We start from the raw sequence: 15,515 nt of genomic DNA on the forward strand, positions 1-15,515 counted from the left end.
GACAACAATTATTACGTGATAACAAATAGCAGTGAAATTGCCCGGCTTGATAAAAATGGAAACCTGGTTTGGAACAAAAGACTTAATCAGGGTCAGCAAATTGCAGGCATATCATTTATTACCAGCGACCCCCAAAGCTTTATTTACACGCTCTATCTGACACCAGATTTTGGCTGGATCGTCACCAAAATGGACAGTAATGGTACAGTTGTATGGAATAAATATTGTAGCCTCTCCTACAACTTTATGAATGACCAGGGCCAATTTGACTATGCTTCACCGAGCGGCTTACTATGGCTTAACGGCAATATTTATGTGTGTGGCAATGCTCATTTAAGACAGGATCAATCTTACTTTGCCTTTATTACAAAATTAGACGCATTAACCGGCAAGCGGCAATGGCAATATGGATACACGGATCAGGCCAATCCAACAACTATTGCATTTGCTCATATGTCTGCTTACGGAGATTTATTGATGTGCTCAAGCTTTGCCAATGGCCAAATGGTTTCACTCATCAGCCAGCAGGGTGACGTTGTTAAAAATATCGGTGTACAATTTCCCTTGACCTATAGCCAGAAAGTATCAAAAGCATATGCTGACAAAAAGGGACGCATTTACATGATGCAATGGACGGAAGAAGCTCTTAATCTTCAACCTTATTTTTGGTATGCAACCAATTTCGCGGTTGTAGACACTTCGCTGAACAAATACGGAGGGATGGTGTTGGCTGAATACCAAAGAAGTTATTTTATTGATGCTACCATGGCGGCGAATGACAAGTTTGCAGCAGTTGGAGAGCAGTTTGGATACGTTGACAATGGCGCTTTAAGTTCACGTGACTTCCGGTTGTTGAAAATGGATACCATAAAGGCGGCGCCGGATTATTGTTTTAGCATTGAAAATAACTATGTAGTTAGCAAAAAAAATCTCGACCGGATTGATTTTAAATATGAAATTGATTCATCGCTCGTACTGCAGGCAGGTGATGCAAGTGCGTATACTTTAACAGACGCTTTTGTTCAGTCACGTTTTACCTGTCCTGATTTTCTTGATTCCTGCAGTTACATAAAGATAACAGGCCCTGCATCAGTATGCAGTTTGAAGGATGTATATACTTACAGGGTCCATCGAAATCGGAAATGTGGTTTAATTCCTCAATGGGTGCTGCCTTCCGGAGTACAAATGGTCAACAGTACCGATACAGCTGTTTCACTGCGGTTTAATAAACCAGGTATTTACCATATTGCTGCAATTCTTCACAGTTGTATACCGGTAAAAGATTCGCTCATTATTGAGGTAGCTCCCAAACTGGCAACACTTAATCTTGGCAACGATACAATTATTTGCAGTGGAACCGCTATACAACTTCATGCAGGCACTGATTTTTTAACTTATCAGTGGAACAATGGTTCAACGGATTCCGTACTAACCATTACGCAGCCGGGCGTATACTGGGTAGAAGCCGCTGATTCCTGCAGCAATAAAACCAGGGACAGTATCACTATTAATCCGTTTAATTTGGCCATTGATTTAGGACCAGACAGAGCCATGTGTTACAACGACACTATACAATTGAAAGCTCCCGGAGGGTTTTTAAACTATCAATGGTCGGATAATTATTTTATTGATTTTCTTAATCAGCCTGATGTAGTGGTGAATCCACCAAAAGACACCGCTTATTACTTGCAGGCGGAAAAGCTGCCTGGTTGCTTTGCTTTTGATACAGTGCACATTAAAGTTAATAAAGTGCCCCCGGTGCAACTGGGCAACGATATTAGCCTGTGTACAGGCGACAGTGTGCGCATTAGCGCACCTGCTGGTTTTGTTTCCTATTTATGGAACAATGGAAATACATCAGCAGCTATTATTATTAAGCAACAAGGGCAATACAGTGTTACCGCGAAAACTGCAGAGGGCTGCAAGGCCAGTGATACTTTAAGTATTGTAAAAGTTTGGTCAAAACCGCTTATAACGCTGGATCACAATACCGGCTTATGTGTGGGAACAACCAGGCGACTTGAACCGGGAAATTTTGTTTCCTACCTGTGGCAGGACGGTAGTACCAGCAATAGTTTTGACGTTGGCAACACCGGAGTTTTTTTTGTAACGGTAAAAGATGACCACAATTGTATCAATACCGATACAGTTAAAATAGTAACCCTTTTGCCCGCCCCGTCTTTATTTCTCCCTGCGGATACGGCAATTTGTAGTTACGGCCAGTCAACATTATCAGCATCAAATCACTATTCAAAATACTTATGGAGCACCGGCAGCACCGATGCTTCAATTACTGTAGACAAGCCCGGAAATTATTGGTTGCAGGTTACAGATCAATTCAGTTGCATTGGTACGGATACCGTGATGATATCCTTAAAAGATTGTATGGAAGGCTTCTATATTCCAACTGCTTTCAGCCCCAACCAGGATGGCAAAAACGATATTTTTAAACCACTGATCTTTGGCAATATTGTTTCCTTTGAATGGATTATATACAACCGTTTTGGCCAAAAGGTATTCAGCTCTTCGTTGCCTGACAATGGTTGGGATGGCATGTATAAAGGAATAGTGCAGGGAATTGGCGCTTATACCTGGCAGTGCCGGTTTCGCATTGCAGGACAACAGCAACAATCAAAATCCGGAACGGTAATGCTCATCCGGTAAAATCATGACCTGTGTCCTTATCAGCGCAAGCAGCTTTTCAGACTGTTAAAGGCTTACCCTTGCGCAAGGACGTAGCGTTGGCTCTGTGCGCCGGATATCTTTGTGCCACTGCCGGCTCGGCATAGTAACACTTCCAATAATTAATAGGCTTACTATTTTTGATTTGGCTGCTATTATGATTGCCCCACTTAATACAATATTATTGTTAGCGAATTTGTTGTTTGGTATAAGGATAGCCAACGCCCCTGCCCTGCCCTGCCCTGCCCTGTCCTACTTTCTTGCGCCAACGCAGACTCCACTTCAGCACAACGCCTGAACCAAATGGGGGGAAAGTATTGTCCCTCTATTTTAATTCTTAGAACAGGTATGTTAATGTTGGAGTGAAGGTCACTGCCTCCAATGTTTGTGCAGATATAAGGTAATAAGCTCTAACTCTTATTCCTAATTCAAATTTTGTATCAATCTTTTTTTGAAAATGAACGCCCCCAAAAATTCCGCCCTCCTCCAATCTTGAATTTTTAAAATTCCTTTCCTCGACTATTATATCGTTGGCAAAATTTTCAACTGAAATTTCTTGTTGATGCATTGTAGCATACACAACGCCAAAATGGTATTTAAGCATAGGATTTGATTTATTAAATCTTCGCTCATAACCTAATTGATAAAAATCATTACTATGCCTGATGTTAAAATCTTTGATAAAGAGATTAACTCCGTTAACATTTCCTGAATAATTTTTCTCTCCGGCGTTGGTACTTCTGGAATAGCCGCCAATTAAAGAAGAATGATCATTTAAGTGATAGTTCATTTCAATACCGCCCACAGTTCCCAGGAAATTCTTATTGTAGAAGTTTGTTTTGTTCGCAGGCCCTTCTGTTTCATCATATGAACGAACAAAAAAGTTACCATTCAGACCATAATTAACCTCCAGTGAAAATCTTTTGGAATTTTGGGCCTGCAGTTGGCAGTACAATACAATAGATAAGAAAAGAAAAATAGAAGATTTCATTTGATAATTTTGAAATAAGTTTTGTCATTTGAAGTAAAATAACGTTGTGGTAATATTGAAATAACATCCATCGGATATGGGGCTTTATGCAGGCTGGGAAATCAAATTCTGCCCCGGGCCGATGGTTATTTTTTATCAGCAGGAGTTACACTGTTATAATTTTGATAGTTGCTATTGCCTCTGTGAAAACCTGAATGGCCTCAAGCCGACTTGCTTTTTATTTTCCCCAAATGTATTTGTAATCCCAGGCCAGAATTAAACTGTGTTATTGTACTCCCCGGAATATTTTTTTGCACGGTAGATTGGTATCCTACAGTAAATTCCAGGGCAATGTGCTGATTAAAAAAAATGGATGGCCCTGCTGAAACAGTATAGCCATACGATGTTGAAGTGTTAGCCGGTTGCGATTCGTACCGGTTCTTGTTTTTAAAATGGTTATAACTGCCATCGATGAATACGTTTACCATTTTAGCAGCTGGCAAAAAATAATACCTTGCAAAAGGCGACAAGCTTGTATTTGTGTTTGTAGAACTTACTGAACCTATTGTTTGATGATAAGATGCAAGATTCAACCTTACACCAGCAGCTAGTTTGTCAATAATAAAATATCCAATGTTGGGTGCAACAACAAGGCTGGTTGTTTTATAACCGCCGTTTTTGGTTGAGTTAAAATTAATGTTTCCGCCAACTAAAAACTGGCCTTTGTTTACCTGGCTGCTGGCAGTAACGGACATAACAATAAAGAGTGAGATTAGTGTAAAGAGTTTCATAATGGTAAAATTGATTGGTGAGAAATGAAGATATAATTTAAAAACTTAAAGAACTGTAAATGTTATTTATTTTATTTACGCATAAAGTCCGTCAGCGGGAGCAACATTTCAACCAAATAAATCTTTCATTGGCGCAAAGGGATAACGTTGGTAACGAGCGCCGGATATCCTTGCATCATTTCTTTCCAGCACCGTCCCTAGCTAACGCAGTGGCTCGGAAGGAAACCTTGCCAGGAATGAGCACAAGATATCATGGTACAGGCGGGCGCTCTCACTGCCCTTAGCTTAGCTAACTTGCTTGAACGTTTCAAGTTCTTTATAAAACGCAATTGCTTTTATAATTGATTTTCCGCCCGAACCCTCAATTAAAGTCTTTACCCACTTTTTATTTGCGCTCTCCATTGTCTGATTTTTGTATAGCCAATAAGCCAGGAATGTAAATGAAGAAGTCAGTAAAAATTGGAAGATAATATAATCCCAACTTACAGAATGCGGAAACCATTTGTCGCTCAAATAAAATGTTGTCCAAAAAGGGAATTGTAAAACCATAAAACGACTGTGACGTAAAACAGATAATTGTAGTTTGGTTAATTTTTGCTGTATCTCTGTAATACTCCCGTTATAATCAATGTTATTTGTCCAAACCAAATGTTTAATATAGTCGTATAAAGCTTTTACATTGATAAGAAATATAGCACCTATAGAAAGGATAAAATAATTTCCCGAAGAAGAATAATGTGAAATTGCATAGAATAGAAACATGCCTAACAAAATTAAATAGACAACTGCCGCAACAATTCCTCTTGTTTTGAACCGGATTAAAGATTGTAAGGCTGATTCAGCTTTTTGACTAATTACCTCTTTTAAAAGTTGCTTGTTAATTACCAATGACTGGTCAATTTTTTCATACTGTTCTTTCCATAAAAGAACAAAATTTGTTTCTTCCATAATATTTAAGTTATGCTCTGTGAAAACCGTTGTTTTAAAATGTCTTTTATTCTGCCAATTTTAGTTGCCACATTGGTTTCGGTAATGCCGATGATTTCCGCCATCTCTTTGTGACTCTTTTCTTCCAGGTAAAGTAACATTAATGCTTTGTCTAACTCTTTCAATTCAGAAATAAACTGATTTAAAAAAGATGTACTTTCCCCTATTTGTTTTTTATCCTCAAAATCGGCTACATTAAATAAGCTTTCAGAAAACGGGTTACTAATTTCTTTTCTTGTTTTTTCCTTTCTATAAAATGAAATGGCAGTATTCAAAGCAATCCGGTAAATCCAGGTTGAATGCTTAAAATGTTCGTCATAGCTATCAAATGATTTCCATAATTTCAGAACAATCTCCTGTACAAGGTCTTTTCTATCTTCGGTGTCTTTACAATAAGAATTAGCCACTTTGTAAATGATACCTTTATTAGTTTCAATGACTGAAAGAAATAAGTCGGGCTTAAAAATTTTAGTCATTCTCTCTAATTATTACATTAACCATTTTAGTTATTTTCTTAATTATACGCACAACAAACTAAAATATCACAGTAAGGGTGAAATATATTTTTAAGAAATTAGTTTGAGGAATTATCTGTCTTAGTCCTGCTTGTAGGTTAGGGTGAAGTCGCTGATACGCTCATGTAAACTTCTCTTTGCGTTAAATACCCGGTAATCGCTTTTTGTTTGATATCCATTTTTTAGTTGATTTGTAGTCAACCGATTTCAGGACGAGACATAGTAAGTAATCCTGAAATAGTATGCAAAATATTTGAGGGCATCGAGCGATAAATGTTTTGTGAGCGTCTGATTTTACATTTTTAAGAGGTATCTAGATATTGCCCATAACTCAAATATATGCGCTAAAACTCTCTGTTAAATGAAATTTTACAGTCTAAGCAAACCTTTTTGTGTCCCATTATTTGTCTGATTATAGATGTTGTTCAAGCTGAAGCCCAAGGGGTGAAGCGTTGGTAATGTGCGCCAGCTATCCTTGTGCCGTTGCCAGAGTTCTACAAAGTAACACTTCCCAATAATTTATATGCTTACTATTTTTGTTTGCACAACTAACATGATTGCCGCAATGGGTGCATCATTATTGTTAGTGCGTTTGTTGTCTGGCACAAGGATAGCCAACGCTTCTGCCCTGCCCTACACCTTTCGCCAACGCAGACTTCACTTATGTAGACCGCTTGCGCCAAAGGGTGTCTCAGGCAAAGCCTTAATTACTTCTGATAAGAAAAAGTTGGGGTCTAAGTAATTTCCATGCTCAAAAGCAAACCGAACCACTACCAACTTTTTTGAAGGTATAACCCAAACATATTGTCCGTCAAAACCTTGACAGTAAATACAATCAGCAGGTACATTGGGGTAGTCTTTATTTGCAACATTATTTTTATCTGCTTCATTCGTCCACCACAAAGCTCCATATTTGCCATTTCTTTCGTTTTTTGCAGAAGAAGCTGTTGCAGTAAATTTTACCCACCCTTCAGGTAAAATCCGTTCCCCATTCCAAACACCATCGTTTAAATATAACAAGCCAAACCTTGCCCAATCCCGCGCTGTTGAGTAACAGTAGGATGAACCAACAAATGTTCCACTTGCATCCACTTCCATTAAAGTGTTATTCATACCTATTTTATGAAACAGGTATTCATATGGAAACAGGTAATAGTCTTTGTCACCAACGGTTTTGCGTATAACATACGAAAGTATGTTTGCTGAGCCATCTGAGTAATTAAAAACTTCGCCGGGTTTATCTTTAAGTGATTTGTCAGCCGCAAATTCACTCATATTTCTTTCTTTAAATAGCATGTTGGTTAAATCACTTGGCCCAAAGGGGAACCACCAAAAACGCAATCCACTGCTCATGTGCATCAGGTCTGCAATTGTAATTTTATTTCTTTCGTCTTTTTGCCACTGGTCAATAGGTGCAGCCGCATTTATGTTTAACTTTCCCTGCTGCACTAAAATTCCAGTCATTGCATTAACTATTCCTTTGGTCATGGACCAACTTAGCTGTTTTGAATTAACAGAATAACCTTGTGCATATTTTTCTCCAACTATCTGGCCATCGTAAACAACCAGTACTGCTCTTGTTTGTCTTTCCTGTTTATTGTCAGGCTCATCAAATGCAGCTTTGATGGCGGCATTTAATTGCACCTTGTTTACGCCTGCATTGACGCCGTCATTTGTACGATTGCCCTGTGGAAAAATTATTGTATCCTGGTTGAAAGATAAAGCACTGGTAATATTGATAGGCTGTTGCCTTAATTCTGTTTCACTAATTCCACTAATTAATGTTGCACCCAAACCACTTCTATAAATAGCTTTTCTTTTAGCAAGTCCAAACACGGATACTGTTACAGAACTATCCTTCCTATCTACTTTATAAGAACCGAGGTTGTATGGAAAAATACCTGTTTCATGCTTTGCGATGTCATCAGGTGTTCTTCCTGAAACAAAAACATCAGAACACATTTCTTTTGCTACATGCCCGTTTACTATCGGAAGAAATTTCCATACATATACTACAAAACAAAAAAGCAATAACAGAAAAAAGTATTGTACGATTTTTTTTATCTTTTTTTTCATTGCTTTCTATGACGGTGATAAATTTTTTCTGAAAGATGCAGGCTTGCCCTTTTTCCATAAATTTAGGCACGCCTGGCTTAAATTAAAATTTACATCCCGTTAGCACAAGCACTTCTTCAAACTGGCGAACGCTCGCACTGGCGCAAAGGTGTAGCGTTGGTAATGTTCGCCGGATATCCTTCTTTCCAGCAACGTCTCTCTCGGTGCCCTTGAAGCATAGCCGATGACGTTGTGCCGGCCTGAGTATTGTTCGTTGCTCCGTAGCACGCAACGTCCCTGGCCAACGCACTGGCTTGGGAGGAGACATTGCTGGGAAGGAGGTCGCTGGGGACACCGACCTTTGAGGTTTAAGAGTTTTCACCAACCACGGAAGTAAAGTGTAAAAAAAATGTATTAAGTAAATTATTGTTATCTTCAATTTCCACCGGTAATTAAAACCAAATTAATTTCAGTGTACCCGTTCTGCCATCCATAATACTTGTCAAATGAAAGCAATTGCCCGACTACTCTTTAAAAAAAAAGTTTGCCTTCCCCTGCTGGCTGGGCTCTTCATTTTTGCCGGACATGAAATACTTCCACCAACTGACACATTGCAACAACTGGTAGATAATTATTACAACTTCTGTAAACAGTTTCCTCAACAAAAGATCCATATACATACTGACAAACCGTATTACTTCAGCGGCGACGATATGTTTGGTAAAATTTACCTGATCAATGAAGACCGGGCAGGGCTTGACAGCAACCGGAGCAAAAAAATATATGTTGAGTTAATCAATGACGAAAATACCGTCGTTGAGAAGGCAATTGTAAATGGTATGTACAGCTCCCTCAATTTCAGTTTTCACTTAAATGATTCTATCCCTGAAGGAAATTATACTTTAAGGGCCTACACTTTATGGATGACCGGCTTTAACAATGCGCAAAATATTTTTAGTAATTCGCTGTATATTTTTAATAAAAACAGCCTTATTCTTTCAGACCTCTCCTATCCTGATTCAACGCTTTCAACCGTGGCTGTTCAACTACAGGACACTGCAAAGAATGCTTATGCTAACCGGCATATCAGTTACCAGTTGCTGTATAAAGACCGCCTGGTTGAAAAAGCAGCCACCGTTACAAATGCCGGAGGTAAATTTTCTGTCAACCTGCATGCCATTGCTGTAGAAAACAGGAATGATGCGATATTAAAAATTAACATCAACGGGCACCAGAAATTACTTCGCCTGCCTTCTTTTAACAGTAATATAGATGTACAATTTTTACCGGAAGGCGGCAACCTGGTGAATGATATTGAAAACTATGTGGCATTGAAGGCCGTCGATCAGTATGGATACGGAACAGATGTGCAGGGTTATATAAAGGACAACAAAGGGAAGGCCGTTTGCAGTTTTAGCAGCACCCACCTCGGCATGGGCAAGTTTGAATTTGTTCCTGTAAGCGGTGTGTCGTACACGGCTTACATTCAAACAAAAAACGGCAAAATATTTACCGTTCCCCTTGCACCGGCTGATAACTATGCTTACCAGCTTACCGTTGCTAAAAGAAGCGATGATGCGTTGCATGTTCGTGTGGCGCTGGGCGACTCTTTGTATAAAAAGAATAAGGTAAGCTATCTCGTTGCAACCTCACGAAATAAAGTCTGTTTCACGAGCCGTGGCACTGATTTGTATGAGGCAACTATTCCGTTGAACAATTTTCCGGAAGGCATTGCGCAATTAACCCTGTTTGATGAGGGCATGCAACCGGTAAGTGAACGATTGGTGTATGTACATCATCCCGGTGTAAAAGTCAGCATCACCGGCATCAGGGCTAACTACAAGGCAAGAGAAAAGGTAACACTGGGGCTGAAAGTAACAGATGCAACAGGTACGCCTTTACAGGGGATGTATTCCATCGCCGTAACCGACGATAATATGGTAAAGCATAAGCTCAATGAAAGCAACATCAAAACACACCTGTTACTATCGCCTTACCTGAAAGGATATATTGAACAGCCGGGTTATTATTTCAATAATAATACTGCAGCCCAGCTGGATCTTGACCTGGTGATGTTAACCCATGGCTGGAGCAGGTTTAACTGGAGCGATGTTAAAAGCAATGCCCGCATCAATGTAAAAGAAAAAGACAGCAGTCTTTCCATCAGTGGTACAATAACTACCGGCAAAAACGCCCCTGCGGCTCATTATGCCGTGATGCTTTTTTCCGCAACCGACAATGCGTTTATCGGCGTTGACACTACAGATCAACAGGGGCGGTTTCATTTCGCGGGGGTAGATTACAGCGATTCCACGTCCTTTATTGTTCAAACAAAAAATCCGAAGGGAACAAATGAAAATGTAAATGTTATAATGGATGCCACCCATTTTCCGCTCACTTATTTTGACAGGTCTTTTAACCCGCAGCCTTTTAACCCTGATCAGTTTGATGGGATCAATTTAGCCATGCGTGTCCGCTACGATTCTTTGCGGGATAAAGAAAAAGCACGCCTGTTACAGGAAGTGTTTGTGAACTCAAGAAAGAGAAAAGTAAACTATGATGAATCAAGAAGGGTAAGCATGGTATCGCACATTATCCCGTCTGACTTTATTGAAAAATATGGAAATTTCAGTCTGAGGGACGTCTTTTATTCTGTTCCGGGTGCCACTATAATGGATGGGCATATTAGTTTTTTTGGATGGAATAGTTTTAATTTTTCCGAACCTTTATATATTCTTGATGGAGTTGAAGTCAGTGATGCGTTGGGTGCTGTCAATCCATACGACATTGATTTTATTGAAGTATTAAGAGGTGGTGAAGCGGCCATCTATGGCGTAAGAGGGGGAAATGGGGTCATTTTGATCAATACAAAAAAAGGAAGCGATAGCAGGGTAAGGTTTGTTCAAAAAGGAATAAGTCCCTTACAGGTTGCCGGCTACCATGTTGAAAAGAATTTTTATGCTCCCAGGTATGAAACAGATGAAAGCAGGCAAGTTAAAATAAAGGATGAAAGAACAACTATTTACTGGAACGGGAATGTACATACAGATGAAACAGCGCCCGCTAACATTAGCTTTTATACCGCAGACCTGCCCACCAGTTATACGCTTACCATAGAAGGGATTGCAGCAAGCGGAGCACTGGTGCATGAAACAATTTCGCTTAAGAGAACAGGACAATAAGGATTTGCCAGGTGGGGAAAGGACGGGCAAATTCCTGCAACCAGGATCTTATTATCGCCCACTATTGTTGCAAGCTCCTCGTCAAACTGGTTAAGATTTATATTAGCGCAAGGCTGAAGCGTTGGTAATGTGCGCCGGACATCCTTGTGCCGTTGCCGGCTCTGCGAAGTAACACTTGCCAATAAATCACGGGCTTACTATTTTTGATTGGCTGCTATTATGATTGCCGCAATGAGTGCATTATTATTGTTAGTGCATTTGTTGTCTGGCACAAGGATAGCAAATGCTCCTGCCCCCAACTACACCCTGTGCCAACGCTGACTTCACTTTAGTAGAACGCTGATGCACTCCTTCGCCTATTGAGAGTGTACACCCGACCACAGAAGCAGACAACCTTTGTTTGTTACGGAGTTGTTATTGGTTCAACCTATTTGTCTCTTTAGCAAACCAATTTATATTTTTAGCTGTAAATTAAATTGCCATATGCAACAAGATTCAATAAAACTCACCATTTTAAAATGGGTTGTTAAAACGGCAGTAATTTCCCTTGCACTCTTTGCCGGTTATTTTGCTTATAACATGGCTGGCAGATAACTGCCAGACAATAAATTGCAGGAAGTGCAAAAATACAAATCCGTGATTTGCAGAATGGAACATCCCGATAAAAAATAGTAAAAAGGGGAAGAGAGTAATAGACTACAAAATTATCCCCTGGTCTGAAATTGTAATAATGGTATTAAAATTCTTTAGTTAATAATAATGCATTATTTCAGGAAGATTTCTTTTATTTCAGTATTAATTATTGGTTGGGAACTTGCATCAAGTGGAAATTCAGATCGTATACCTGGTTATCGAAGGAAACAACAATGGAAGGTAGTTTTTTATATACTATTGAACCCGCGTTTTGCGGGTAATTGGTTCAATTATTTTAGATCCCAAAAGTTTAATTACATATCCTCAAACCGTCCCCGTCTTTACGTTAAACCATTTAGACCTTATATCTCGACAAAATGGAATAAAAAACGAAAAGTAAAAGTAATACTGGATACCTATCGTTTTATAGAAAATAAGGTAACGGCATTTAAACAATTTCTTACTTATAAAGAAGGGATTGTTATTGCTAAGCTGATATTACATAATAAATATGAAGGAGTTGTAAAACTAAGCTATAATGATGGTATCCGGAATGAAGGAGAACTGGCATTATCGTTTGAATGTGATCAGCTTGGTGGAAAAATTACAACTGTGGTTTTTTCTATAGAAGAAGTAGTGAAGGGGCAATGGGTAGGTGTAATTGGTTGTGTTCAGGGACATAAAAATAAAAAAATACAAAATGCATTTAAAGTAACACAAAAATTGTTATACGGATTGCGACCAAATTCACTGATCGTTTATGCAGCACAGGAATTGATAAGAAATATAGGTTGCAGTGCAATTTATGGGGTAGGCAATTCCATTCATATATCAAACAGAAGGCATGCCATCAATTTTCCGTGGGTGCAAAATATAACGTTCGATTATGATAAATTTTGGTGTGAAGTTGGAGGAAAAAGCACAAATGATAATTGGTTTGAGATACCATTAATACCGGTTCGAAAAAATGTTCAGGAAATAAAATCTCATAAACGCTCCATGTATGCTAAGCGATATGAAATGCTTGATACCCTTTCGATAGAGATTTCTAATTCTGCTTCCGTCGTTGGTACATCTCCCATCGCCGAAAACCTTTTCTTCCCATGGTCCGCTGCCACCACCGACCACGACCTTCTTTAGAATACCTCGCCGAAATGTATATGCATTCCAATTTGGCGCAAGGGCTTACCGTTGGTAATGAGCGCCGGATATCCTTGTGCTGTTGCCGGCTCTGCAAAGTAACACTTCCCAATAATTTATATGCTTACTATTTTTGATGGCGCAGCTATTATGATTGGGGCAAAGGGTACATTATTATTGTTAGCGCATTTGTTGTCTGGCACAAGGATCGCCAACGCTCCGTCCCTGCCCTACACCCTTGCGCCAAAGCAGACTTCACTTCAATAGAACGCCTGAACCAAGGGGGGGCACAGCTTAAGCCGGCAGTAGACATTTACTTTCCGTGAAGGCCGACGCCGGAAAAACTGCTTTCGAAAGCGGTCATGCTCAATATATCAAGCGTGACCACAAACTGTTTGCAACTCTTTTCTGCTCCGTGTTTTCACCATCGCAGCATTATAATTATTATTTGCTTCTGTGAAAACGCCGCCGGACTCAAGACTCACAAGTTATTTATAACCTGGTTATCGGTTAGTATATTCTTCAATTTTGTTAAGTCGTCACCTGCGATGTTATTGATGGGAATTGCATTTGCAATTTGCCGGGTTTGCCAAATCAGCAGCCACTTGTTTGTTTTTGCAACTTTGTAAACCTTGTTCCAGGAAAGTTCGCTTTTAAATGATTCTCCCGTTACGACTAAATCATTTTGCATGAAGTTGTATTCAATGCTTTCATTCATTCTTTTATTATTTCTATACCCCCTTTTGATACTGAAATAAAATACGGCAGGAAAAATCCCCAATATGATTATTGGAGGCAATACATTTGCTATAACCAACCCGCTTCTTACAATGCCGGAAATAATGTTTATTAAAATAACCACACAAGCAATGCCCAAAAAATTTCGCGTATAGGATCTGGCAAAAAGAATAGCAATGCTTGCGTTAATATAGTCTTTCTCAGATAGTTTCGTTTTTACAATCACTGTTTTGATGTTCTGTTAGCTGGTTAAAATTTTACGCCTTTAGCGCAAAGGCTTAGCATTGTTGAGCTTATTTCATTTCGTTCCATTGACACACTCCTTCGACTGCTGAAAAGAAATGACACTATTAAGGGCAGGTTGAAGCATCATAATCGTTATTGACAAGACCGTTAGCATTAAACAAGCGTACACTCAATGCAGCACCACGATCTATTTTTGCCTGTTTAATCCCTGGCGTACATGCAAATGTGTCATACACACGCAAGTCAATTAATTTAGGGTAGCTATTGGGAGCTGTACTAAACGTCAATGAAGACAGGACATTCGAATAGCAGGAAAAAGCAACAAGCTGTGAAAGCTGTTGTACATCAAGACTGGTAAAGTTGTTATTGATGCACATTAAAGTTTGCATTTTCGTAAAACTTGTTACATTAAGAGAAGACAATGGGTTCGAGGAGCAATCTAAATATCCTAAATCTATTAAGCCAGAGAGGTCGATAAGAGATACCTGGTTGTTACTAAAAGTCAAAGACCTCAGCTTTGTTAAACCAGTTACATTGAGCGCAGTTAGTTGATTTGCATCGCAGAAAAGTGCGCTTAAATTATTTAACCCCTGCACATCCAAAGATGGCAGCTTATTATTACCACAGCCAAGCAAGAACAAGTTAGAAAGACCCGTAAGATTTAACGACCCTATCTGATTGAATGAACAATCCAGCCATTTCAAACTCGTCATTCCGCTGACATCAAGACTGGTTAAAGTATTGGCCTGGCAATACAATGTGTCGATGTTTTTCAGATATTTAATTCCCTCCAGACTTTGCAGCATCAGGTTCCCCAGCGACAAAGTACCTGAGCTTTGGGAAGTGGTAACATTGAGAATTTCGCCGGTAAAATGAAGTGTGCTTATTTTTTTTAATTCTGTTCTTAAATTGTTATCGGGAACGTTCGGGGCTACCTGAACTTTTATTTCTGGTGTTACTGCTGACGGGTTATTATTAGCCCCGGCTGGTACTGCTCCAGTTATTCTATAATTGCCTGGAACGGTAAAATTAATTTGGTTACCTGAAATAGAATAGGATGACAAAGGCACTGCAGAACCATCCGGATTGACTACAGTGTACTCCAGTTTAGTATTATAATTTGCCGGGTTAGTAGTAACGCTAAAATTAACGGTTAGCGGCGTGCTAACATCAGGAATAAGACCTACAGAATAACCCTCAGTCTTACCATTAAAAGATTCTTTAAATAATTTTGTTTTTGTAGTATCAATACTAAATAAACTGACACCAACCTCATCCTTAGATACAGCAACGTCATTTTTTTTACCGCAGGAAACAAGCAGACCAGTAAACGCAAGCAATAAAGCCGGAACAAAAGTTTTCATATGTTTTGGTTTAAGAAAAAGCAAGATACGTAATTCAGTAAACGGCTCAATAAAAAAATTATCTCTCATTTGGCGCAAGCATCTCTTCAAACAGTTGAACACTTGCATTTGGCGCAAGGGTGTAGCGTTGGCAATGTGCGCCGGCTATCCTTCTGCCGTTGCAGGCTCTGCAAAGTAACATTTCCCAATAATTAACAGGCTTGCTATTTTAT

Annotated in this window: 11 protein-coding genes; 4 read left to right on the forward strand and 7 right to left on the reverse strand. The window is 39.3% G+C overall.

Annotated features, from left to right (window positions below):
- The first annotated feature begins 15 nt into the window (after nt 1-15).
- Nucleotides 16-2,664, forward strand: a complete 2,649-nt coding sequence (locus QWZ08_RS17040; RefSeq protein ID WP_290338705.1) for a T9SS type B sorting domain-containing protein — start codon at nt 16-18, stop codon at nt 2,662-2,664.
- A gap of 355 nt (nt 2,665-3,019) precedes the next feature.
- Here QWZ08_RS17040 and QWZ08_RS17045 read toward each other — a convergent pair whose 3' ends face one another.
- The 5 genes from QWZ08_RS17045 to QWZ08_RS17065 all read right to left on the reverse strand — a co-directional run bounded on the left by QWZ08_RS17045 (nt 3,020) and on the right by QWZ08_RS17065 (nt 8,021).
- Nucleotides 3,020-3,673, reverse strand: a complete 654-nt coding sequence (locus tag QWZ08_RS17045) for a hypothetical protein (protein WP_290338706.1) — start codon at nt 3,671-3,673, stop codon at nt 3,020-3,022.
- Between the two features lie 200 nt (nt 3,674-3,873).
- Nucleotides 3,874-4,443 (reverse strand): outer membrane beta-barrel protein, encoded by a 570-nt coding sequence (locus QWZ08_RS17050; protein WP_290338707.1) that lies wholly within the window; start codon nt 4,441-4,443, stop codon nt 3,874-3,876.
- 285 nt (nt 4,444-4,728) lie between these two features.
- Nucleotides 4,729-5,391 (reverse strand): hypothetical protein, encoded by a 663-nt coding sequence (locus tag QWZ08_RS17055; RefSeq protein ID WP_290338708.1) that lies wholly within the window; start codon nt 5,389-5,391, stop codon nt 4,729-4,731.
- Nucleotides 5,392-5,396: 5 nt separating this feature from the next.
- Nucleotides 5,397-5,906 carry an RNA polymerase sigma factor gene (locus tag QWZ08_RS17060; RefSeq protein ID WP_290338709.1) on the reverse strand — a complete coding sequence of 170 codons (510 nt, stop codon included), beginning with the start codon at nt 5,904-5,906 and terminating at the stop codon, nt 5,397-5,399.
- Between the two features lie 696 nt (nt 5,907-6,602).
- A complete protein-coding gene (locus QWZ08_RS17065; protein ID WP_290338710.1) occupies nt 6,603-8,021 on the reverse strand; it encodes a serine hydrolase domain-containing protein in 1,419 nt (472 codons plus the stop codon).
- Between the two features lie 485 nt (nt 8,022-8,506).
- Between QWZ08_RS17065 and QWZ08_RS17070 the strand changes: the two genes are divergently transcribed.
- From QWZ08_RS17070 to QWZ08_RS17080, 3 genes are all read left to right on the forward strand, one after another.
- On the forward strand, nt 8,507-11,182 hold the full coding sequence (locus QWZ08_RS17070) for a TonB-dependent receptor plug domain-containing protein (protein WP_290338711.1): 2,676 nt from the start codon (nt 8,507-8,509) through the stop codon (nt 11,180-11,182).
- Nucleotides 11,183-11,941: 759 nt separating this feature from the next.
- Nucleotides 11,942-12,955 (forward strand): DUF535 family protein, encoded by a 1,014-nt coding sequence (locus QWZ08_RS17075; protein WP_290338712.1) that lies wholly within the window; start codon nt 11,942-11,944, stop codon nt 12,953-12,955.
- A 120-nt stretch (nt 12,956-13,075) separates the two neighbouring features.
- Nucleotides 13,076-13,222, forward strand: a complete 147-nt coding sequence (locus QWZ08_RS17080) for a hypothetical protein (protein WP_290338713.1) — start codon at nt 13,076-13,078, stop codon at nt 13,220-13,222.
- A gap of 214 nt (nt 13,223-13,436) precedes the next feature.
- On the opposite strand, the gene QWZ08_RS17085 is transcribed toward QWZ08_RS17080, so the two are convergent.
- Together QWZ08_RS17085 and QWZ08_RS17090 are read right to left on the reverse strand one after the other, a co-directional pair.
- The gene (locus tag QWZ08_RS17085; protein ID WP_290338715.1) at nt 13,437-13,673 is read right to left on the reverse strand and encodes a hypothetical protein; all 237 of its coding nucleotides are present in this window, start codon (nt 13,671-13,673) and stop codon (nt 13,437-13,439) included.
- 370 nt (nt 13,674-14,043) lie between these two features.
- Nucleotides 14,044-15,420: a leucine-rich repeat domain-containing protein gene (locus tag QWZ08_RS17090; RefSeq protein WP_290338716.1), complete on the reverse strand. Its 1,377-nt coding sequence runs from the start codon at nt 15,418-15,420 to the stop codon at nt 14,044-14,046.
- Nucleotides 15,421-15,515 lie beyond the last annotated feature (95 nt).

The organism is Ferruginibacter paludis (assembly GCF_030409685.1).
GTDB classification, from domain to species: Bacteria; Bacteroidota; Bacteroidia; order Chitinophagales; family Chitinophagaceae; genus Ferruginibacter; species Ferruginibacter paludis.